The sequence below is a fragment of the Cohaesibacter gelatinilyticus genome (assembly GCF_900215605.1).
GTDB classification, from domain to species: domain Bacteria; phylum Pseudomonadota; class Alphaproteobacteria; order Rhizobiales; family Cohaesibacteraceae; genus Cohaesibacter; species Cohaesibacter gelatinilyticus.
Map to the genome: position 1 here is coordinate 663115 of NZ_OBEL01000001.1, position 22648 is coordinate 685762.

The window sequence follows — 22648 nt, forward strand, 5'->3', positions numbered from 1 at the left end:
TCCACGAGCATCCGTGATCACCATTTACGAATTGTTAGGAAATGGCCCGAACGAGAGCGATTTTGTTCAGATATGACGTAAAAACCGGCAAATATGCGGTTGTAAACATTGGCACTGGCTAAGTGTTTGGAGCTATCCGTTAAGACTTCAAGAGATAGGAAGCAAATTAGCCGACAGCTTGAGCCGTCGGCCAACATATCAATCTGCAAATGTCTCACAGATTACTCCGCAGGGGCGGCCGTAGCCGGGGTGGTGGAGCCACTATTGCCAAGCAATTTATCTGTAAGGCGCAACAAAACCAGATAGGTTTTGATCTGCAAATAGACGACAGGCAGGTAAAGGATAAAATAGGTGATTGAGAATTTCTCGACCAGACCAATACCAACCAGCCCCCAGTTGATGAAGAAATTGGCCATGACCACCAGAGCGATACCAGGGCAGACAAGAGCCAATGAACCGGGGGATTTGCCACTGCCTGTTACAAAGGTTTCGAAATAGCCAACCTGTTTCATGATGGCATAGCCAAGCAGACCAAAGATCAATTGCAGCGCCAGCAAGGTCGTTAGCAGGGCAAAAATACCACCAGCAGTATGAGGGGCACCAAAATTATGATCCAGACCCATGGTCAAACGGAACAGGCCAATACCTATCACGGTTAGAATGGGAATGATGATCCAGAGCGTTGGGGTGGTTTCTTGATTGACGCCGTTATTCATCATGGATCGGAAACCAAGGATCAGTTTGATCAGCCCAAACACAATGGCAGCGGTCAGGAAGAAGACTGCGCCGATGAAGCCGATGGCTGCGGTCACCTTCACGTGGCTCATGGCCGCCGGGGCAGAAAGACCGACACCAACCATGGAGAGCGAGAAAACGGATAGCATCTGAGCCAGAGAATTATTTTTTTCGCAATCGAAATGTCCATGCACCAAGGCATTGACCATGAAGCCGGTGAAGATCTTCAGAGCGAAATAACCAATCACCAAGAAGCCGACAATGGCCGCAGGGAATAGAAATTCGGACAAATCCCAGAGGCGGGGAACGAAAACGGCACCGACGATGAAGCTGGCATTCAGGCTCATGGCAAATGTCAGCGGTAACGCCATCAATTGGATGCCATTATTGGATTTCAAGAAGCCTTCATAGGCTTTACTAGCCTTGAACTTTCTGAATTCTGAAATATTCCAGATCAGAGTCCTGATATGCAGGTAAGTAAAGAAAGCGATGCCGATCAAAACGATCGGGACCATGACCTTGTATCCGACTTCCGGTCCGTTGAAGGCAGCCATCCAATCAGCAAAAGTAGCAAGAGGGCGACCTCTGTGAGGGACCCAGAACATCAGAAACATGAACATTGAGACGATTGCACCGCCTGAGCCCAATGAAGCAAGAAAGAGCAATGGGCTGTAGCCCTCTTTTAGATTGCGGCGAAAGACCATGGCATAATCCTGGATTAAGTGTAAATCTATATGTAAATTAGAATATACTAATATTCGAAAATATCAAAATAAATTCTAAAACCCATATAGGACAAAATGGCGCATCGATAGATGTGAGGTATGACAAAGGATTAAAATGATGGAATCGGAAAAAGATTTCTACCGTAACTAATGAGTCGCTTGGATATCTGATTGTATGATCTGTAGAAATTACCCTGAAATATTAGTTATTTCGGCTATATTTTCCGGCATTTACGGTCCAGCCCTTGCAATCTTGCGGCCAAAAGGGCAATCTGGCATAAATTTAGTTGCTAAGGAAACTAAAATGGCATCTGCATCCAAGCTACCAATTTTGTATGGATATTTTCGCTCTTCTGCAGCCTATCGTCTGCGTATTGCCCTGAATCTGAAAGGTTTGGCACATGAGCATAGAACGGTGCATATGCTCAAGCAGGGCGGAGAGCAACTGCAGCCAGATCATCTGGCGCGGAATCCGCAAGCTCTGGTTCCAACTTTGGAAATTGATGGCCTGATGCTCAGTCAATCATTGGCTATTCTGGATTATTTGGAAGAAACCCGACCCGAAAAGCCACTGCTTCCTCAATCTCCAGCGTCAAAAGCACAGATGCGGGCATTCTGCCAGTCTATCGCTTGTGAGATCCACCCGGTCAACAACTTGCGTGTCCTGAAATATCTTGTAACGGAGTTGGGCGCGAGTGAAGAGCAAAAGCTCGACTGGTATCGTCATTGGGTGGAAACTGGCCTGCAAGCCAGCGCCAAGATGCTGGAGATGCACGGCGCGACTGGTGACTTCTGCTATGGTGATGAACCAAGCCAAGCTGACTGTTGCCTGATTCCTCAACTCTATAATGCGCGTCGTTTTAATTGCGATCTGACCGGTTTGGAAAGATTGATTGAAATCGAGCAAAATGCTGCGAAGCTCCCAGCATTTCAGCAGGCACATCCTGATCAGCAGCCGGATGCAGCCTGAAACCGTTATTGTTCATTCCGAGAAGGGACTTTCTTCTCATCAACACCGATAAAGAGATGTTGGCGGAAAAGCCAGATCATGAGAAGGGGTGGGGCCAGAAGCAGAAAAGTCTGGCTATCGTCGCGGTAGCAACTGGTACAGAAACTACCCTTGTCGGAAAAATGAGAGAAGGTCTCCCAGAAAAAAAACAGCAGCAGGCAACCGAGTGCCAGCAATCGTTTTCCGAGCATATAGGTCATGCTATTTTCCCTGTCTCAATGCAGTTGAACAAACCGAAATGCTGTTCAGTTCTGCCAGATGCTCGCCCCCAAGCCTTGCCAACCTATCAAGATATTTTTCAAATGAGCTTAAAATGATTGTTAAAATTTTAGAGGCTCAAAAATGCCACTACCTTTCAAAATATAGTGGCTTTGATTTTCTACAAATTCATCAACGTTAGCGAAGGCCGTCAACCAAACGGTCCCATTCATCGGTTTGATCACGTTCGACAATGTGCCAGCTCTGACCATCTTCAAAGACCAGAAGTTTATCAGCCAGTTCTGCCTCCGCCTGTTTGTGCGTGACAAATAGCAGTGCCTTGTTTTTGGTGGCCTCGCGAAGAGTCTCGAGTACGGCCTGAGCAGTGTTCTTGTCCAGGCCTTCCGTCATTTCGTCCAGCAACCATAGATCGGGTTTATAGAGAAGCAGGCGGGCCAATGCCATGCGGCGGCTCTCTCCACCCGACAAGCCCAGGCCTTCATCTCCCAAGATCTGTTCCAGACCATTGGGGAGGCGCTCAATCATGCGCTTGAGCTGCGCTTTCTCAACGGCATCATCCAGCTCATCAGATGATGCATCTGGTGCGCCCAGAATCAGGTTTTCACGGAGGCTCTCACGGAAAAGTTCGGTGCGTTGGGTCAGCAGTCCAAGGCGAGGCTTGCGACCATCCTGATAGGTATCATAACGCAACAGGATGCCACCATCTTGCGGATCCAGCAAACCTGCCACAAGGGAGAGTAGGGTGGATTTGCCAGCACCAGATCCACCAATGATGCCGATGGCTTCACCACTTTGCAGGTTGAAGCTCAAATCATTGATGATAGGGGCGGCCTGCTTTGAATAGGCAAAGCGAACATCATCGACCTTCAAGGTCACCGGACCCAGATCGAACAGGCAGGGTTCTGGTAAAGGTTCCGGTTCCGCCATCAACGGTAGGATCCTCTGACCGGCATAAAGCACTCGTCCAATGTCCAGTAAACCACGACGGATAGGAACCAGAAGCTCAGCCATGGCGAAGACACTGAGGACCGCCAACAGAACCATTGGTCCGCTCAGATTTCCGGCCTCAAACGCAAGAGCACCCATTGCGAGGGTTACGACCAATGCGGCCCCACCAGCGAGCGTGATCAAAGCGCGGCCCTTCAGATCGTGGGCAGCCAATTCAGCCTGCAAATCACGGATCCGGCTAGCTGCCTTGGTAATGGAGGACACTTGATCGCCAATGCGGCCTGCCATGACCAATTCCATCTGACCACGTAACAGATCGATATAACGAAGTCGCAAGGCCTCAGACGTGAAGGCAATGCGACGGCCAAGTCTGACACCAACTTTGCCTGCTTGTATCGGTAGAATGATCAAAGCCAAGAGCAGAATTCCGCCCGCTGCAAAGGCGATAGGGGCGTTGAAGCCATGGAGAATGAAAATCAAAGCCAAACAGGTTAGAACAGCGGTGGAAAGCGGCAGAATGACCCGCAAATAAATGCCGTCCAGAGCATCAATATCAGCGGTTAAACGCGCTAGAAGTTCGCCTGAACGGAAGTCGTGCAAACGACGGAACGGCAATTGAGAGATGCCATCGAAAACATACAGTCGAAGGCGGGCCAGAAACCGGAATGTGGCGTCATGAGTGATGACCCGTTCCGCATATTTACCGGCCATGCGGGTGAGGGCGGCGGTGCGGATCAGGAAACCGGGATAGACAGTATTGAAAACGACGGCTCCAGTAACTCCAGCAAGAGCTGTAGCGCCCAAAAACCAGCCAGCGGTTGCCATCAACGTGATGGAGGCAAGCGCCGTTACATAGGCAATACCAATTCCGGCCATGAACCAGCCCGGATAATGCTGCCAATACAGCCGAAGGATCGCAAAAATAGTCTTCATGATACGACCTCCTCGGATTTTGTTTCGCCTTCAATTACTTCCGAAGTGGAAGGCGCTACAGGCTCATCGGATAGCAGGTTTTCCAAATCTGCAAGATCGGGCTTGGAGATTTCGGATAGGGAACCATCTTTTACGAAATAGATATGGTCGCATTGTTCAGCGACATCGCGGTCATGAGTGGCAATGACGAGCAAGCGATCCTTGGCCATTTTCAGAAGGCTCTGAGTTACAAGCTTTGCTGTGTCTGCATCCAGATCGGCAGTTGGTTCATCGCAGAGGATAAGACTGCTATCACCAAGTGCTGCTCGAGCAATGGCAAGGCGACGTACTTGACCACCGGAAATACCAAAGCCGGTTTCACCAAGAATTGTGAGCAGATCACGCGGCAATTGAGCGACAAACTGGTCAGCGTGAGCCTGGCTCAAAGCTTCGTCAACAGCTTCTCGTGATGCGTCCGGATGTGCCAAGCGAGCATTCATCAGCAAGGAGCCATGGAATATGTGCGGCTTTTGACCGATCCAGCCGATGGATTGGCGCCAGTTGACCCATTCCTCCCGGGAGTTGGAAACCGCTTGCTCATTCAACAACAGGCGTCCTTCCAAGGGCTTTAACAAGCCGCATAGCGCCGCCAATAGGGTTGACTTTCCAGACCCGGAACGGCCAAGAATGGCAATTCTAGATCCTGCGGACAGTGTTATATTGACATTGCTGAGAATGGCATCTCGTCCGCCCTCATAACCAAAGCTGCAATCCTCAAACGTGATTTTTTTGATAGGCGAGGCCGCAGCACTGGCCTTTGTTGTCGATGAGGTATCTGCTTCACTTTCCTCAGCGATCTTGTCTTCAGGAAGAAGAAGCATCAGACGTTCGGCGGCAGACTGGGCAGAAGCACGATCATGATAGGCCGCCGCAAAATCACGCAATGGTGTGAAAAATTCCGGTGCCAGCAACAGCATGAATAAGCCGCTGGACAGTGTTATGGGTGAGTCATAGCTGCCAAAGGCAGTGAAGCCAAGATAGTGATAGCCCACATAAATTGCGATGAGAGCGATGCCGAGAGCGGAGAACAGCTCCAGTGCAGCTGATGAAAGAAAGGCAATGCGCAGCACTTTCATGGTGGCCTTGCGATAGTCGGTTGCGATGCCATCAAATAGATCACGTGTGCGACCAACAGCTCCGAAAAGGCGCAGGGTCGTCATGCCTTGCAAACGATCCAGAAAGCGAGAACTCATGGTGGAGAGAGCTGCCACCTGTTTGTCAGATGCTTTTTTGGCGCGAATGCCGACAATGGCCATGAAAACCGGAATGAGCGGGCCGCAAAGCAAAAGAACCAGAGCGGCGGCCCAACTGAACAGGGTAACAGCGATCAAGATTGCAAGGGGGATGACAGTCAACTGAAGTCGCAAGGACAAATAGCGGCTGGTATAGGGATCCAGATTTTCGATGACATCAGAAGCCAATGCCGCCACTTCACCAGCGGATCGCCGCTCAATATCCAATGGAGACTGGGAAGCCAGAATGGATGCCAGCTTTTGCCGAAGGGAAAAGCGCAGATCGGCGGAGATGGTATGACCAAGTTTCCCGGCAAGATAACTGAGAGCCGTCCGGGCGAGAATGGTGATGATCAATCCGACAAGATAGGGCACAAGTCCCAGAATGCCGCCACCGTCTTCAATCAGAGCACCGATGCCAAAAGCCAGAAATCCAGCTTGGGCGATGGCCAGAACGCCGCTCAGGGTTTCCAGTCTGGCTTTATGCTTGAGCTGGCCCTTATATGGATCGACGATCTTTCCCAACCATTGATCAGCTGGATTCTTCTGACGTGGCTTGCGCCCCTTTCGCCCTTTGGGGGCCTCGGTATCAGAAGAGTGGCTGGTTTCTTCCGACTTGTCCCGTGTTTCCATACCCGTCATGAATGCCTGCGCTACTCTTAACTCATAGTTTGTGAGAAAGGTATCTGGAAGCAGAGACCTTTCTCAAGACCTGATATGCAAGTTTATTATTAATTCTTATTCAGGCTTGCAAACTTGATCATTGGCAATTGCTTTGGCGGTTCTCGCCAAAAGTCCGATAATTACCAATGTTAGTAGCGCAAACAGCCCCATACCTGCAATCTCGTGTGTGCCGGATTGGGCTTTTTCAGCATATAAAAAGGTCGCAATGGTTAGCGCAGCCAATGGAAAGGAATAGGCCCACCATGATAGGGCAAATGGAATGCGAGCCAGCTTGGGCACCTGAATGAGAATGATCAGGAAGAACATCACGCCAGTATAATAGATAATGCGCGCAAATGGATCGAGATCTCCAACCATGGTGACGTATGCCACAAAGCCAACGCCGGGAGGAGCGATGAGGATCATCAAGGTTGGGAGTAGACGCTCGGGCAGAGGATTGTGAAAAACAAGTCGGTTGAAGACCAGTGTGAGCAATACGATCCAAAAAACCAGGCCAACCGAGAAATAGAACCAGGCGAACTCCATCATACCAAAACGCGCTCCGGCAATTGGAACAATGATGTTTCCGACCACCGGGATGAACCACGCCGGGTTCAAATGCAGTGGTTCAAAACAGCGATGGCCAATCCACGCTGTCAGCACTGCCAAGGTTCCTATCAGATGAAGAACTGCGCCGAGTCCCCAAATACCTATGGCGAGGTCATTTGAGAAAGGTCCCATGGCTGTGCCCAGCAATATCAGCCCAATGGAGGCAGCTGGAAAAAAGCACATTCTGACCGGGTGATTCCATTCCCACTTGATCATATGGGGGTAGCGGGCTGCTTTCATGGCGTAGAACCCAAGCAGGATCGCGAACACGATTGTGGTCAGGACAACAAGGATGAGACTGCCCTGATGCGCAACGCCGACTGTTTTCTCCAAGCGTTCAGCCGCCAATGTGAAGCCTGCAAGGCCCATCACCATGGCGAAAAAAGCATTTGGAAAATGCTCCAGTTTGGAGTGAGGCTGTGTTTGTTCGTTTTGCGCATCAGAGCCTTGCCCCACGCTTTGTTCACCAGCGCTGGCGTTTGTTGTTCCATGCGTCATTGTGCCTCTCCTATTTCGGCAAAAATCTAAACAGGTATACTTGATGCTTCTTATCTAACCTGTTACTCATTGGATAACAAATCAAAGCCATCGAATATATGCAAAAAGTCAAAGATAGGACAATTTGCCCATCGGTGAGAAGGACCAAACGGGCTCTGACCAAGCTCATCAGATCTTGCGGGATTTGAGACAATCCCGACCTTCTTGTCCAATGATGTCTTTGTGAAGTCATCGCTTTCCAACGAGGAGTGGCGATGGTACTGCCGCCTGAGCCGATCACCCCGGTCTCTAAATCGGCTCGGGCGGCAGTTCTTTATTCTTTTCAAGGCACTTTGCTATTTTGCTGCCTTGTCGTACCTTTTGTTTTAAGGGCCCTGCAATGAGGCATGCGAGTGGGTGTTCTTTTCCGGATGGTCGCAAATTTGATGTTGTCATGTGGTGGGCAGACACTTTATTCGATACTTTATTGAATATTGGGTCTCAAAACAGATAGATCGAACAGATCTGAGATCTATGGACCGTTGGAGCAGGCCAGCCCAACACCAGACAGGAGAATGTGATGCGGCTTACACAGCATTCCAACTATGCTATGCGTTTGCTTATGTATTGCGCCTTGCGACCTGATCATCTGGTGCGCTTGGCGGATATTGCCGAAGCCTATGATATTTCCTGTCATCACCTGAACAAGATTGCCCAGCGCCTCGCTCACATTGGCATCATTCACGCCATCCGAGGCCGCAATGGTGGCATTCGTCTGGCTAAAGACCCAAGCGAAATCAATGTCGGCCAAGTTTTGCGCGCAACCGAAGAGAATTTGATCATTGTTGAGTGCTTTGCTGAGACCACTAATACCTGCCCATTGATCAGCGAATGTAAGTTCAGAAAGCTTCTGCAACGGGCCTTGAAGGCATTCTTGGATGTGCTGGATGACTGCACGTTGGCCGACATGGTGGATGAGCCAGAATGCCTGAAGCCATTGCTGGGGCTGACAGACAATATCACCAGCTTCATGAGCGAGCAGGAACCGCCTCAATGTGTGCATTGAGACAGTTCTCCATTTGATTTCAGTGTAAATTCAAAGCTTTGATGAAACGTCCGGTCGGGCGTTCGGCTGGCTGTGTCGGTATGCGTGTCAGCCAAATACCTCCCGCCACGACCAATCCTCCACCAAACAAAGCCCAAGGGGTCGGTATCTCGGCAAAAACAATAAAGCCGAGCAATGTAGAAAACAGGATCCAGCTATAGTTGATGGGGGCTAACAGCGAAATCTCCGCCAGACGATAAGCTCGCACATTGCAATATTGCGCTACGATAGCAATTGGTCCGAGCACGATGAATGGGGCAATGGCCATCAGGCTGATATCCTGAGAGATGGTCATATAGATGGTAGGACCTGCCAGCAGCAAACTGCAAAGACCTGTGACATGGAGTATGAGACCGATTGCACTTTCCCTGCGTGCCAGAGTTTTCAGAACCAATAACTCCAGCGCCAAAAAGATTGCCCCGACAAAGGCATATCCCACACCACTCAACTGGGAGAAGTTCAAGCCGTCTTGGATACGGGAGAATAGAACCAGATAAGCTCCGGCCAAGCATAGCATTCCTGCCAGCCAGTGAGAGCGGCTGACACGCTCCCCTAATAAAAGGGCAGCAAGACCCACAACGATGACACCTTCCGTGAGCCCAATCGCGGTTGCTTCATTCAGAGGGATGAGTGTTGCCGCATAGAGGGTGCAAAATCCCCCACCAACAGAGAAAAAGGCCCGCATCAAATGTTGGCTTGGTTTGGGAGACATAAGGCCAGACAGGCCTTCACCGCCACGTAACAGGGAAAAGCCAAGAACCAGAATGAAAGCGCTGAAATAGCGCATGAAAACCACCACCAAAACTGGCACCGCGCCATCTGCAAACTTTGCTGCAGCGAAAATTGGCGTGAAAAGCGCGGTCCCGCATAGGGAGAACGCAACGCCTTTGACATTGTTGGATAGGGAGGGGGAGGTCTGGGACATGCTCAATCCATCTGGTTGCACTAGGCGTTGACGATCAAAGCGCGGTGAAAAGCTTTTGCCAATGTCATCAAAAAATAACTGGAAAACCAGCCTCAAATTTAGCATGATGGTTATGCATAAATGCATTTCATTGATTAAGGTGATGTAATTTTGAAATGGGATGATCTTCAGCTATTTCACGCAGCAGCGACCGCAGGTTCCATGAATGGAGCTGCAAGGAGGTTGGAAATCAGCCAACCGCAGCTGTCTCGTCGCCTTCGGCAGATGGAAGAGAGAATTGGCGCACGCCTGTTTGAACGAACGCCGCAAGGATTGCGTTTGACAGGGGCCGGCGAGACTTTGATGCCTCTGGCAGAGCAAATGCGAAGCACAGCAGACGCGGTACTTCGGTTGCAGCCGAACCTGTCGGATCAGGGCTTGCGGCAGGTGCGCCTATCTATTGATGATCTACGCACGCGTTTTCTGACAATGCATTTGGAAGAGCTGAGATCATTGATTGGTGAGATTGAACTGGATTTCATTGCCACACATCAGCATTTGAGCCTGATGAACAGGACCACAGATATCCAGGTCAGGACATGTTTGCCGGACAATGATGGTGTGATTTTGCGAAAACTGGCCGATCTGAGCTATCGGGTTTATGCGCACCGAAGTTATCTGGAACGCTTTCCGCGAGATGGCCTTCAAGATCATTGTGCAAAGGGCTATTGGATCGGCATCTGCGCAGAACCTCTATGGTATCCAGATCAGCTCAGATGGCTCTCGGATCATGTGCGCGGTCCTATCCAGATGCGCTTCAACTGCATGATAGATTGCTTGGCAGCGACAAAAAGCGGAGCGGGATTGGCTTTGCTTCCCACATTTTTGGCCGACCATGAACCCGACTTGGTTTGTTTGACACCTGATCAGCCACAGACCGTGAGCCCCGAACATCTGATCGTCAACCGAGATGTTTTGCGAGAGCCCGCTATCCGAACCGTGATGGATGCCCTGATCAAGATTTATAAACACATGTATTGAAAAGCTTATGGCTTTCGGTAGATGGCAAAGCGATGCGGAATGTCTTTGCGACGGCCGCCATCGCGCAAGAAATCCACTTCATGAACCTTGATGAGGCCTGCTTCTTCAAAACGCAAAAACTCGCTTGGCATTACCGGCCAAGGGGCCTGATCCCAATCTGATCCGTCAGGCCGAATACGGGCATAGACGAGTAATGTCCCACCAGATGCAACGGCGTCGGCAATTGCCTTGAAAGCTCCAATGCGTAAATCATCAGGCAGCGATTGAATGGTGTAGCATTCATGCACCAGCTCGAACTGACCCCATTCTTCAGGCAGATTGAACAGATCTGCACCGACATAAGTGACCGGGTTGTGTTCGGGCATGTTGGGAAAGCGGGTTTTGGCCCAAGCGATGGCCTTATCCGCTAAATCGAAGGCCGTCACCTTATAACCAGCCCGTGCAAGTGCTTGCGCATGCTCACCAAGACCTGTGGCAATATCCAGCGCCTTCGCACCATTTCGAGCAGGATTATCTTCCAACCAGTTCAATACCTCTGGCTTGGCATCTTCACCAGACCAAGGGACCTGATTGTCATCACCGTCCGCGCGAATATAAACCGCATCAAAAAAGGCTTTGCGCTCTTCCAGAGTTTCGCCGTCAATCAAATCATCAATCATGCTTTGTCCAGTGGTTCTGATACCCAAAGGTGGTGTGACGGCAGAGCCGCTTTTCATCCGTTGGCAAATCCTATATTGCTAAGCCGACATATAATTGGTGCGCCGATCTTTGCAAGAGCAACAATAGGTTGATCGGGCTCGCACAAATGAGATTTGGCATCGCCGGATCTGATAAATTGCAAGAGGGGACAATCAGCGTGAAAGCGACCAATTCCATCTATACCGGGATGCCAACCACCATTTTCGAGGTCATGTCCCAGTTGGCCAGAGAAAGCGGCTCCATCAATCTTGGTCAGGGTTTTCCAGACGTCGATGGCCCTCTTGATATTCGCCAGAAAGCGGCTGATGAACTGATTTCCGGCTATAATCAATATCCTCCGATGATGGGCTTGCCTGTATTGCGCCAGGCTGTAGCCGACGCCAATAAACGTTTCTACGATTTGGATATCGATCCTGCGAATGAAGTGGTGGTCACTTCCGGCGCGACAGAAGCAATCTCTGATTGTTTGACCGCCTTGATTGAAGAAGGTGATGAGGTCATTCTCATCGAGCCTCTTTATGATTGCTATCTACCTCTGGCCAAGCGAGCTGGGGCAACGGTTAAGAGCATCCGTATCGTGCCGCCCAAATGGCAGATTGATCGCGCAGAGCTGGAAGCAGTATTCTCGGACAGGACCAAGTTGATTGTTCTCAACGATCCTCATAACCCGGCGGGCAAAGTCTATTCAGATGAGGAAAAGGGCTGGATTGCCGAATTGCTGGAAAAATATGACGCCTATGCAGTCTGCGATGAAGTCTATGAGCATATCACCTTTGATGGACTGCCCCATAAACCGCTGATGGCCTTTGATGGCATGCGTGAGCGTTGCCTGCGTATTGGCTCTGCTGGTAAAACCTTCTCACTAACTGGCTGGAAAATTGGCTATATCACTGGCTCCAAAGAGCTTCTGGATCCGGTTGCAAAAGCCCATCAGTTCAGCACCTTCACGACAGCTCCCAATCTTCAAGAAGCAATTGCTCTCGGGTTGAACAAGGACAACAGCTATTACGAAGAGCTGTCCAGTGATCTGCAAAGCAAGCGCGATAGATTGGCTGCTGGCTTGCGGGATGTGGGGTTTGAAGTCATTGATAGCCAAGGCTCCTATTTTCTGACCACAGACGTTACCGATTTGTGCGCCAAGAAAGGCTTGCCATTGGATGATGCTGCTTTCTGCCAAACCATCACGGAGCAAGCCGGTGTGACTGCCGTTCCTGTTTCTGCATTCTACATTGAGGATGAGAACCACGCAGCCGCACCAAAGCAGTTTGTTCGCTTCTGCTTCTGTAAAAAGGAAAGCGTGCTGGATGAAGCGATCCAACGCTTGAAAAACTGGGCGGTGCAATAAACTCAGTTCGAGTTGAATTGAACGAATAAGGGTGAGGAAACCAAGCCTTTTCTATATTCAAGTGCACCTGTCAAAAAGCGCAAAACCAATCTTGCGGTCTTTACCTAATGCTAATGGCGGGCATGACCTTGCCATCAACTAGCGATATTATCCTGACGATATTCAAAAGACTTCATGTCGTGTCTCTGGTCATCTGTTTTGGGCACGTAAAACCAGCAGGGCTTGGTCCTTCAAGTCCGTTTCTCGGCCAGACAATAACAAGATAAAAACATGATGGAATGGCCCGGACAGTGATAGCTGCAGTGGTCAGCTAGGTGGCGAAGGATGCGCATTTTGGTCCTTGGAGGCTACGGCCTCATTGGTGCGGAAATTTGCCGGACTTTTCTAAAGGCCGGACATGAAGTGGCAGGGTTGGCAAGAACGCCAAATCTGGCTGCACGTCTGTTACCGCAAATCGATTGGCATCATGGCGATATGCGCCAAATGCTGAAAAAAGAAGATTGGGAACATCTGGTCTCAGATGTCGACATCGTGGTCAATGCTGCTGGTGCATTACAGGACGGCTTGATTGATGATCTGGAAGCCGTTCATCATCTGGCTATCAAGGCCTGTCTCATTGCCTGCGAAGAAAGTGGCGTGGCACGTTTTGTCCAGATTTCCGCCACTGGTGCCAGCCGAGAGGCGGCAACGCCTTTCATGCGCACAAAAGCGGCGGGCGATGATGCGGTCATGGCCGCCAGTATGGACTGGGTGATTCTGCGCCCTGGTCTTGTGCTTGCTCCGACGGCTTATGGTGGAACAGCCTTGTTGCGTCTTTTGGCTGCTGTTCCCTATATACAGCCGCTGATCATGGCGGACCGAAAAATGCAGACGGTTCATGTAAACGAAGTGACTGAGGCGACGTTGATGGCTTCCGAAGGCCGTATCCCGTCTGGCGCTGATATTGATTTAGTCGAAGAGGAAAGCCAAAGTCTGGCAACTCTGGTTGCTGGAATGCGTTCCTGGCTCGGGTTTGAACCTGCAAAAATGCAGATCAATCTTCCGCGCTGGCTGGGCAATGTCATCAGTAAAGGTGCCGACCTATTTGGCTTTATGGGATGGCGGTCTCCCTTGCGCTCCAATGCCTTACAAGTTTTGGAAGGGCATGTGACAGGAGACCCTGGCCTTTGGCAGTCCATTTCTGGTCGCCATTGCCGTTCCTTTCAGGAAACGCTGGCCTCCATGCCTAGTACGACACAAGAGCGTTGGTTCTCCAAACTGGCGTTGATGTTACCGGCGCTGGTTGGCGTCCTTTCGCTGTTCTGGATAATGACCGGAGTGATTGCACTGGCGCAAATGCAGGCCGCAGCCGATGTTTTGGCAGATTCGGGTACTTCCGCTTTGCAAGCTCAGTTTCTGGCAGCAACTGGAGCAATTCTGGATATTGGGCTCGGCATGGCCATTCTAATCCGCCCTTGGGCAAGGCGAGCTTGCCTTGGTATGGTTCTGTTGACGCTCGTCTATCTGGCTTCTGCGACCATTTTGGTGCCGGACCTGTGGTTTGATCCTCTTGGTTCCTTGCTAAAAGCCGTCCCAGCCTTGATGCTGGCTTTGATAACCAGAAGCCTGCTGACGGAGCGATAGAAAGGGCACCCCTTGGAGCTGGAAGCAATTCTGCGATTTGTGCATGTCCTTGGTGCCATGACACTCATGGGCACCGGGGCAGGGATTGCCTTTTTTATGCTGATGGCTCATCGAACCGGTGAGCCAAGGCTAATTGCCCATACTGCCAGCATCGTTGTCGTTGCTGACACCATCTTCACAGCAACAGCTGCAATCCTTCAGCCGATCACCGGTCTGTGGCTAGCCCATGAGATAGGTTGGCCATGGACTGAAGGCTGGATCCTGCTCTCCATTATGCTCTATGTCGTTGTGGGAGTGTGCTGGCTACCTGTGGTCTGGATCCAAATCAAGCTGCGGGACATTGCCAAAGCTAGTGCAGGGCAGGGCAAGCCACTTTGCTCTCGCTATCAAAAACTCTTTCGCATCTGGTTTGCTTGCGGTTTTCCTGCCTTTGCGTCGATGCTTGTCATCATCTGGTTGATGTTGATGCGTCCGGAGATTACGCTTCTGTCCTAAGCTTGCGGCTGATCAAGCTTAGGCCAATAATCCGCCAAGGAATGACGAACGCGTTCATGCTTGCCAGTGGTTGTCTTTGAGGCAAAAAGACAATTGATGATCGCCTCTTCAGTGCTTTCAATCGCTGCCCTGAAAAGAATATCCAATTTGTCCTCATGGAGAATTTGGCAATCTTGATGACCACTTTCAGGACTATAATGAGGAATGCGGTTGGCGGTAGAAACACCCACGACAATGTCACCGCTACCTGAACCGAACTGTGTGCCGGTACGGGCTAGACCAGCTCCAGCCCGCCGGCAAATGCGTTTTAGTTGGCGAGAGGAGAGAGGTGCATCAGTGATTAGCAACATGATGATGGACCCAAGCTCAGCTGATTGTTCTGCTTCATGCTTTTTCAACTCGGCAATCTCGCGTCCAACCTTGCGACCATCTACCAGGAGATCATCCAGCAATCCCATATTACAAAGGGTGAGAGCACCCAAATGATAGCTCTGATCGCCAATTCGGAACTTGCGCGAAGCAGAACCAAGACCACCTTTGAGGCCGTAACAGCTCATTCCAGTGCCTGCGCCAATGGCTCCTTGAGGACAGGAGTCTTGTGCACTTGTCAACGCAGTTTCAACATCGCCTGCCTTTACATGCAGGCCGCGGATGTCGTTGAGATAGGCCCCATCGTTGCATTCCAGAACCAGAGGATTGACCGACCCTGTGGTCTCACCAATTGCCGGATTTCGATCCAGCATATAACGCACCAAGGCATCTGATGCGGTTCCAACGGATAGGGTATTGGTCAGCACAATCGGTGTTTCCAATTGGCCCAGTTCATCGAGCTGAAGCAATCCGGCAGACTTGCCGAAGCCATTGATCACATGCCCGGCTGCTACACATTTGTGTTCAAAGATATTGTCATCAACCACATGTATGGCGGTGACACCTGTCTGAATGGCACCATCACTCAAAGTGATGGAGCCAACTGACACCCCCTTAATATCGCAGATGCTGTTTGTTGCGCCTACTTCCATCTGCCCAACGGAGATCCCCCGGTCACGCGCCCTTGTGAAAGATGTGTCATCACGCTGAGTATGCTGTTGGATGTAGGTCATTGGGGCGAGCCTCGTAGGAATGTGCTGGCATTAGCCAAAAGGGCAGGTTGGCATTCATGTTCTTATTGATGGGGCATTCTTGCAGCTCAATCAAGGCACTAGCGATGGCTGTTCCCTGCATTTCATCATCAACAAGTCTGTTCAGCACCATCATCGCATATTTTTGTTTTGACGTTTACGTCAAAACGGGGTTGGATAAGACAAATAGAATCTGGAGTTAGGTCGATCTGTGAGAGTGGCCGTGACAGGAGATAGCAATGACTGCATGTATCGTTGGCTGGGCGCACATGCCCTTTGGAAAAATTCAGGACAAGACCGTCGAGGACATGATTGTCGAAGTGGCAACTGACGCATTGGCTCATGCCGGCCTTGGCCCTGCTGACATCGATGAGATCTATCTTGGCCACTTCAATGCCGGTTTCTCTCGTCAGAACTTTACAGCCTCGTTGGTGTTGCAAGCAGATCCTGCTTTCCGCTTCAAGCCTGCGACCCGCGTCGAGAATGCCTGCGCCACGGGCTCTGCTGCAATTGCTCAAGGTATCAAGGCCATTCAAGCTAATCGTGCGCGCAAAGTGCTTGTCGTTGGCGTTGAGCAGATGACCACCACTCCAGGCAAGGAAATTGGTGATAATCTGCTGAAAGCATCTTATTTGCCAGAAGATGGTGACACTCCAGCTGGTTTCGCGGGTGTGTTTGGCAAGATTGCACATCTCTATTTCGAGAAATATGGCAATCAGAATGATGCGCTTGCCATGATTGCTTCCAAGGCGCATTCCAATGGCATGTCCAATCCATATGCGCAAATGCGCAAGGAAATGCCGTTTGAATTCTGCCGTGACGAAAGCGAGAAAAACCCAATCGTTGCCGGGCCGTTGAAACGTACCGATTGTTCTTTGGTCTCTGATGGTGCTGCTGCTGTTGTTCTCTCAGACGTCGAGTCCGCCCAATCTCATGATCAGGCTGTTCTGTTCCGTGCCAACGAGCAGGTGAATGACTTCCTGCCAATGTCCAAGCGCGACATTCTCCAGTTCGAAGGCTGTAAAGTTGCCTGGAAACAAGCCTTCAGCAATGCTGGTCTGACCATTGATGACCTGAATTTGGTGGAAACTCATGACTGCTTCACCATCGCCGAGCTGATCGAATATGAAGCAATGGGCCTAGTGCCGGAAGGTGAGGGCGCTCGCGCCATAAAGGAAGGAATGGTCACCAAGGATGGTAAGCTGCCAGTGAACCCATCTGGTGGTCTGAAAGCCAAAGGTCACCCAATCGGTGCAACCGGTGTTTCCATGCATGCTCTGATGGCCATGCAGCTGACCGGCAATGCTGGTGATATGCAGATCACAGATGCCAATATCGGTGGCATTTTCAACATGGGTGGTGCAGCAGTTGCCAACTATGTCTCCATTCTGGAACGCGTAAAGTAAGTACCGTTCAGTTTCGTAGAATAAAAAGCCCCGCCATGCATTTGCATGGCGGGGCTTTTTCTTGGCTCTTTGGGTGTCTCAATAACACTATACCTCGTCGGTATATTCACCGCGTGCTGGATAATTGTTGGCAATAGCAAAATCCAATGCGCCAACCAGCTCAGAAAAATGCGGGCGAACGAAAGGCATGGTCTGGACGGAGCCATAATAGAGTGTCTGGTCGGAGTTGACCATGAACAGTCCTGGCTCGGAGAAGAGAGCGGGTTCTTCAATGCCAATAGAGGTTTTGCCGCGTGAGGTCGAGATATACAGACCCCATTCGCGAGCTTTCTTCAGATCCAGATCATAACCAAAGCGTAGAGCCTTGGCGCCGATTTTCTCAGCCATTGCCTCGGTACGCTCTTTTCCATCGGAGCTGATTGCAATCGTTGTTACACCGCGTTCGGCAAATGCTGCGGTCTGCTTTTCCAGCTCCTTCAGATAGGTCGCACATAGCGGGCAGTGCAGGCCGCGATAGAAACAGATGACGACACCGCGTTCGCTATTCTCTTTGTTGACATTGAAGATCGTACCATCAAGGGTTGGCACAGCAAGGGATGGAGTTTTTTGACGAGGGATAAGCATACTGGTCTCCGTTTTTCAAAATCCGTAGATTGAAATATCTGTTGTGCATTCTGTGTATCAGACTTATGATACGGAAAAATCCGAATATTCTTACCTAAAGTCCAAAATGATGCATCCAGATCGCCTCACAACCTTGATCTCGCAGTTTGAGATTACTGCAAAACGTCTTCCCATACATGAGGGAAGTAATCTTGCTTTGCGGCAAGTGGATGGAAAGCTCGAACGGCTCTATCTGGTGTTCAACAGCAAATCATCGCTTGATTTCACTGGTGCTGAGTTCGTTAATTTGCACTTCGATCTTGGTGGGAATGACAATCCGCTTGTGCAAGCCTTGCCGCCCGTTATTGAAGTGAATCTGACCAATGAGAAGGCTATCGCATCCATCACGCAACTGATCCTTGCGGAGAGTGCGACCCATCGCTGTGGCGGAGATATCGTACTCAATCGTCTATGTGAGTTGCTCTTTGTAAATATTCTGCGTCACCACATCGAAACGCATGGTGCTCAAACTGGCATGTTTGCGGGACTTGCTCACCCCAAGCTTTGTCACGCCGTGGTAGCCATGCATGATAATCCCGGAGAGCGGTGGCAGATAGACGATTTGATGCGACTTGCCGGAATGTCCCGATCTCAGTTTATGGCTGAATTTCAGTCGATTGTCGGTAAAACCCCCATTGCCTATCTCAAGCAATGGCGCATGGTACTGGCGCGAAATGAAGTCCTGAAAGGTACAAGAGTCAACGAGATCGCCCGCCGCTTTGGCTATAGCAATGGTGATGCCTTCTGCAGAGCATTTGCCGCTACTTTCGGCTCAGCGCCGACCAAATATGTGAATGGTTAGGATATCCAGCTGCATGTGGTTCTTTGTCATGTATGATTCCCGAGATCCCTGATTTACTGATAAGGAAATATCGTGCCTCTCATTGAAAAAGATGCCAATCTCTTCACTATTGATCTCAATTATATAGTCCCGATTGAACAGGTGGAGCCCCACATCTCGGCGCATATGGATTTCTTGCAGCGCAACTATGATCAAAAGCGCTTTCTCGCATCTGGCCCCAAAGTGCCCAGAACTGGTGGCATGATCATAGCTGTAGGCTCATCTCGTCAAGAAATTGAGAACCTCATCAAGGAAGATCCGTTTCATATTCATGCGCTTGCTGCCTATGAAATTACTGAATTTGTTCCACGTATGAAGGCGGATGGTGACTTATAAAGGCCGCCTCTTGCTCTATCGGAGGGGAGTGGCTACTTTCTGTCGGACTAAAGTCGTATAAAGCGATATTTTATAAAATATACTGGGAGAGGTGAATGGCTGCATTGGTGGAAGTGACCCGTGGGAGCTGGGTTGAGAGTTGGCATGATGGCGCCATTGCCATTGTAGATAGCAACGGCGAGATGGTGCGACAGATTGGTGACATTGAACGCCCGGTTTTTCCTCGCTCTGCCATCAAGGGATTGCAAGCTCTGCCATTGATCGAATCTGGTGCGGCGGATGCTTACTCTCTCTCTCAGGAAGCACTGTCTATTGCCTGCGCGTCTCATAACGGTGAAGAGATCCATACAAAGGTCTCTGCTGCAATGCTGAAAGCCTGCGGGCTGGACGACCATGCGTTGGAATGTGGTACCCAAGCTCCAAAGTTCGAAGTTGATCAGGCCCATTTGCATCGCGCCCACCTACAGCCTTCTGCCCTTCATAACAATTGTTCCGGCAAGCATGCTGGCTTTTTGTGTTTCTCTCAAAAAGCAGGATTCGATCATCAGGGCTATGTCAATCTGGATCATCCGGTGCAGCGAGAGATAAGGGCAGTTCTGGAAGATCTGACGGAGGTGAAAAATCTCGAAGATGGTGCCTTACATGCTTGCGGTACCGATGGATGTTCAATTCCAACCTACGCACTGCCTCTGAAAAACTGGGCGCATGCCTTTGCCAAATTTGCGACCGGTATCGGCATGCAAGCAGAGCGAGCGAAAGCCTCAGAGAGACTACGTAAAGCGGTTGCAGAGGCACCCTATATGGTCGCGGGACATGATCGTTATTGTACTGATGTTATGAAGATTTTTGGTGAACGGGCTTTTGTCAAAGTCGGCGCAGAAGGTGTGTTTTGTGCGGCATTGCCTGAGCTCGGCTTTGGAGTTGCCCTGAAATGCTGGGATGGTTCATTCCGGGCCGCCGAAATGATGATGACCAGCGTGCTACAAGCCTTGTTGCCAATGAGTGAGGCAGAGCAAAAGGCTCTGGCTGATTATAATTTGGTACAGATGAAGAACTGGAACGGAATCCATGTTGGTGACATCCGTCTTGCTGACGGAGTTCTGGAACAATTGCGCAGATAGAGTGAGTTAGATGAGGAATGCATCATCGTCTTCAGCATTGGCTTCCTTTGCTGCAGGCGCTGAGACTTCCTTCTGTGGGAAGAGAATAGCCTCCTTGCCAATGCTGGGAGGTTTTAGCCCCATGATCTCGTGCAGGATCATGTCGACATCATCGGGGTAGAAAGGTTTCTTCATGAAACCTGCCAACCCGTTGGTTCGGGCCTTTTCTATCACCTGATCGCTGCCATCAGCACTCATCAGGATGATCTTGGCTTTGGGTAGGATTTTCATTACTTCCCGTGCCCCCCGAAGTCCATCAAAGCCGGGCATATGATAGTCCATGAAAATGATATCATAGGGAATGCTGCGGCAAAGCTGAATGGCTTGCTCACCAGAATCAGCCTCGGAACTGTTGAGCGAGAATTGGCTCTCATTCAAAACCTTGAACACCACACGACGAACCACTTTCGAATCATCGACCACCAACAGAGATTTTTGGTGACGGATGCGTTGCTGATAGCTCAACAGTCGCTTGATTTCGTCAAATTGGAAAGGTTTTTTCAGATAGTCATAAGCGTGAAAGCGCTTGGCTTGTGAAATGAGTTGCGGGTCAAAGTGGCCAGACATCAAAACCACAAAGGTATCCACCCCGGCTTTGCGCGCAAGTTCCAGTGCTTCAATTCCGGACATACCGGGCATATTGACGTCAATGAAGGCCATGTCGACGACATGGTTTGCCAATGCTGCTGCAGTCTCTACGCCATCCTTGGCTTGGATGATTTCGATTGTCTGATCAATCTGTTCAATTGCCTGACAAAAGGCAGTGCGAACCGTTGAAGAATCATCTGCAACGAGAATTTTGCGCAAGGCGACCATCGTGCCCATCCCCTCTAATTTCCCCGCGCGAATATTAGGGCAAGTCTGTTAATGAACGATGAGTGAATTAGACATTTGTATGGAAAATTGCTGTTAAGGCCTTCATTGAAGCCAACCGCATTAAGGTCATGTTTTAACTGATTATGCTATTTGATTGTTGTTCAGACGAATATTGGCAGGGACTTTGTCAGGATTGCCCAATAGCTCGCCGGTGGATTGGTCTCGCCAACGGAACCCAGCAATGGCAGTGGTGACATCTTCAAATAGATTGCTCTCAATCAGAACACTGCCAGCTTTTGGAACAATGCTGACCGCCAAGCCAACCTGAGAGCCACGAACCAGATTATTGCTAGCCACAATATTGCGCATATATGGGCCAAATCCCAATATCATGCCCTTGCTTGGGCAGCCTTCGATGTTGTTGCCATTCACAACCGCATCGGCCTCAACATAAAGGCCATAATTGTTCAAACGAGGCCCTTGATGTGGTGTGGAATTGGTCATATTGCGGATGAGATTGCCTGTCACCGTGACACGCCGTCCACCACGATTGAAATTGGCGATGGATATGCCGGCTGCCCCACCTTCAATACTGTTATTGGCAATAATCGCACCGTCAAATTCAAATTCGCTAAAGAGCGCCACTTCCCCTGACCCAAGACAATGATTGCCGATGATATGGCACTGCTTGGCACCATTGGAGCGGATGGCGGAATATTGGCAGTCGGCAATGTGATTGCCCGATATCAACACGTTGTCAGAGCGAAAGATATTGATGCCGTTACCATATTGACCAGAGCCGCCCCGAGCAGCATGTATATTAGAGATACGGTTATTGAGAACCCGAGTGCCATCAGGGCCGAATTCTCCGCGATGGATCAGAATTCCACCGTCACCAATGTCATCAATTCGGTTCTTTTCGATCCAGAGTCCTTTGGCATGGCGAGAGAAAATGGCATAGCGGCCCAATTGTCGGAATTCACAGGAGGTGATTTCACCAGAGCATCCCTCCAATTGGATGCCGGTTCGTCCACCCTGCACGAAGTGACAATTGTCAATAACCAGACGCTGGCAGTTCACGGCTTCCAATTGAGCGGTGATTTCTGATGAGATTGTGGCACCTATGCCACGAAGGGTAAGACTTTCAAGGCGGATATTCTTGCGCGCATTTGCCCGGAGTAAAAACCTTGCGCCCGACCTCATGATCAACTCGCTCTGCCCCAACGCTCCAATCATGTGTAGATCGGAGGGAAGCTCCAGATCTCGTACCACATAGCGGCCAGCAGGCAGGAAAAGCGGCCGCTTCTCATGAGCAGCACGGCTCATGGCCTTTCTCATGGCTTTGGACTGATCTTTTCTACCGTTGGGAATCAACCCAGACTTCCCGCCATCCAGCCAAGATGAAGCATGTGCAGGTGTTGCAGAGGCCAATCCAACACCGCCAAGGCCAACAAGGCATCGGTTCAAAAATGAGCGACGGGACAAGTGAGACGACATGGAACTC

21 protein-coding genes are annotated in these 22648 nt (G+C 50.2%); 10 read left to right on the forward strand and 11 right to left on the reverse strand.

Annotated elements, in window-relative coordinates; all coding sequences use genetic code 11:
* Window positions 1–221 precede the first annotated feature (221 nt).
* Window positions 222–1439: a TsoY family (seleno)protein gene (locus tag CRO57_RS02930; RefSeq protein WP_097151894.1), complete on the reverse strand. Its 1218-nt coding sequence runs from the start codon at window positions 1437–1439 to the stop codon at window positions 222–224.
* Window positions 1440–1764: 325 nt separating this feature from the next.
* On the opposite strand from CRO57_RS02930, the gene maiA reads away from it, so the two are divergent.
* Entirely contained in the window at window positions 1765–2430 is a 666-nt protein-coding gene (gene maiA / locus CRO57_RS02935; protein ID WP_097151895.1) for a maleylacetoacetate isomerase, read from the forward strand.
* A gap of 5 nt (window positions 2431–2435) precedes the next feature.
* On the opposite strand, the gene CRO57_RS24695 is transcribed toward maiA, so the two are convergent.
* The 4 genes from CRO57_RS24695 to CRO57_RS02955 form a co-directional block, all read right to left on the reverse strand.
* On the reverse strand, window positions 2436–2669 hold the full coding sequence (locus tag CRO57_RS24695; protein ID WP_097151896.1) for a hypothetical protein: 234 nt from the start codon (window positions 2667–2669) through the stop codon (window positions 2436–2438).
* Between the two features lie 196 nt (window positions 2670–2865).
* Entirely contained in the window at window positions 2866–4569 is a 1704-nt protein-coding gene (gene cydC / locus CRO57_RS02945; RefSeq protein ID WP_097151897.1) for a thiol reductant ABC exporter subunit CydC, read from the reverse strand.
* A complete protein-coding gene (gene cydD / locus CRO57_RS02950; RefSeq protein ID WP_097151898.1) occupies window positions 4566–6482 on the reverse strand; it encodes a thiol reductant ABC exporter subunit CydD in 1917 nt (638 codons plus the stop codon). The genes cydC and cydD overlap by 4 nt, the downstream gene beginning before the upstream one ends.
* A 96-nt stretch (window positions 6483–6578) precedes the next feature.
* Window positions 6579–7610: an SLAC1 anion channel family protein gene (locus CRO57_RS02955; protein ID WP_097151899.1), complete on the reverse strand. Its 1032-nt coding sequence runs from the start codon at window positions 7608–7610 to the stop codon at window positions 6579–6581.
* 559 nt (window positions 7611–8169) lie between these two features.
* Here CRO57_RS02955 and CRO57_RS02960 point away from each other — a divergent pair.
* Entirely contained in the window at window positions 8170–8655 is a 486-nt protein-coding gene (locus CRO57_RS02960) for an RrF2 family transcriptional regulator (RefSeq protein WP_097151900.1), read from the forward strand.
* Window positions 8656–8674: 19 nt separating this feature from the next.
* Here CRO57_RS02960 and CRO57_RS02965 read toward each other — a convergent pair whose 3' ends face one another.
* Window positions 8675–9619 carry a DMT family transporter gene (locus CRO57_RS02965; protein WP_170955925.1) on the reverse strand — a complete coding sequence of 315 codons (945 nt, stop codon included), beginning with the start codon at window positions 9617–9619 and terminating at the stop codon, window positions 8675–8677.
* A 150-nt stretch (window positions 9620–9769) separates the two neighbouring features.
* On the opposite strand from CRO57_RS02965, the gene CRO57_RS02970 reads away from it, so the two are divergent.
* A complete protein-coding gene (locus tag CRO57_RS02970) occupies window positions 9770–10639 on the forward strand; it encodes a LysR family transcriptional regulator (RefSeq protein ID WP_097151902.1) in 870 nt (289 codons plus the stop codon).
* Between the two features lie 5 nt (window positions 10640–10644).
* Here the strand turns inward: CRO57_RS02970 and CRO57_RS02975 are convergent, their stop codons facing one another.
* Complete coding sequence (locus CRO57_RS02975; RefSeq protein WP_097151903.1) at window positions 10645–11355, reverse strand: class I SAM-dependent methyltransferase; 711 nt, start codon at window positions 11353–11355, stop codon at window positions 10645–10647.
* A gap of 140 nt (window positions 11356–11495) precedes the next feature.
* Here CRO57_RS02975 and CRO57_RS02980 point away from each other — a divergent pair, with 140 nt between their 5' ends.
* The 3 genes from CRO57_RS02980 to CRO57_RS02990 all read left to right on the forward strand — a co-directional run bounded on the left by CRO57_RS02980 (window position 11496) and on the right by CRO57_RS02990 (window position 14801).
* On the forward strand, window positions 11496–12683 hold the full coding sequence (locus tag CRO57_RS02980; protein ID WP_097153163.1) for an aminotransferase: 1188 nt from the start codon (window positions 11496–11498) through the stop codon (window positions 12681–12683).
* Between the two features lie 324 nt (window positions 12684–13007).
* Complete coding sequence (locus CRO57_RS02985; protein WP_097151904.1) at window positions 13008–14306, forward strand: SDR family oxidoreductase; 1299 nt, start codon at window positions 13008–13010, stop codon at window positions 14304–14306.
* 12 nt (window positions 14307–14318) lie between these two features.
* Window positions 14319–14801, forward strand: a complete 483-nt coding sequence (locus CRO57_RS02990; protein WP_097151905.1) for a DUF2269 family protein — start codon at window positions 14319–14321, stop codon at window positions 14799–14801.
* Here CRO57_RS02990 and CRO57_RS02995 read toward each other — a convergent pair.
* Window positions 14798–15904, reverse strand: coding sequence for a DmpA family aminopeptidase (locus CRO57_RS02995; RefSeq protein WP_170955926.1), 1107 nt, complete (start codon window positions 15902–15904; stop codon window positions 14798–14800). The two genes, CRO57_RS02990 and CRO57_RS02995, sit on opposite strands and share 4 nt — an antisense overlap.
* A 257-nt stretch (window positions 15905–16161) precedes the next feature.
* On the opposite strand from CRO57_RS02995, the gene CRO57_RS03005 reads away from it, so the two are divergent.
* Window positions 16162–17328, forward strand: coding sequence for an acetyl-CoA acetyltransferase (locus CRO57_RS03005; RefSeq protein WP_097151907.1), 1167 nt, complete (start codon window positions 16162–16164; stop codon window positions 17326–17328).
* 87 nt (window positions 17329–17415) lie between these two features.
* Here CRO57_RS03005 and CRO57_RS03010 read toward each other — a convergent pair whose 3' ends face one another.
* Window positions 17416–17952, reverse strand: coding sequence for a peroxiredoxin-like family protein (locus CRO57_RS03010; protein WP_097151908.1), 537 nt, complete (start codon window positions 17950–17952; stop codon window positions 17416–17418).
* Between the two features lie 106 nt (window positions 17953–18058).
* Between CRO57_RS03010 and CRO57_RS03015 the strand changes: the two genes are divergently transcribed.
* The 3 genes from CRO57_RS03015 (at window position 18059) to CRO57_RS03025 (ending at window position 20289) form a co-directional block, all read left to right on the forward strand.
* The gene (locus CRO57_RS03015) at window positions 18059–18793 is read left to right on the forward strand and encodes an AraC family transcriptional regulator (protein ID WP_141401165.1); all 735 of its coding nucleotides are present in this window, start codon (window positions 18059–18061) and stop codon (window positions 18791–18793) included.
* A gap of 72 nt (window positions 18794–18865) precedes the next feature.
* The gene (locus tag CRO57_RS03020) at window positions 18866–19168 is read left to right on the forward strand and encodes a YciI family protein (RefSeq protein WP_097151910.1); all 303 of its coding nucleotides are present in this window, start codon (window positions 18866–18868) and stop codon (window positions 19166–19168) included.
* Window positions 19169–19263: 95 nt separating this feature from the next.
* On the forward strand, window positions 19264–20289 hold the full coding sequence (locus tag CRO57_RS03025; RefSeq protein ID WP_097151911.1) for an asparaginase: 1026 nt from the start codon (window positions 19264–19266) through the stop codon (window positions 20287–20289).
* Window positions 20290–20295: 6 nt separating this feature from the next.
* On the opposite strand, the gene CRO57_RS03030 is transcribed toward CRO57_RS03025, so the two are convergent.
* Together CRO57_RS03030 and CRO57_RS03035 are read right to left on the reverse strand one after the other, a co-directional pair.
* Entirely contained in the window at window positions 20296–21153 is an 858-nt protein-coding gene (locus CRO57_RS03030) for a response regulator (RefSeq protein ID WP_097151912.1), read from the reverse strand.
* 132 nt (window positions 21154–21285) lie between these two features.
* Entirely contained in the window at window positions 21286–22641 is a 1356-nt protein-coding gene (locus tag CRO57_RS03035) for a TIGR03808 family TAT-translocated repetitive protein (protein WP_170955927.1), read from the reverse strand.
* Window positions 22642–22648: the final 7 nt, after the last annotated feature.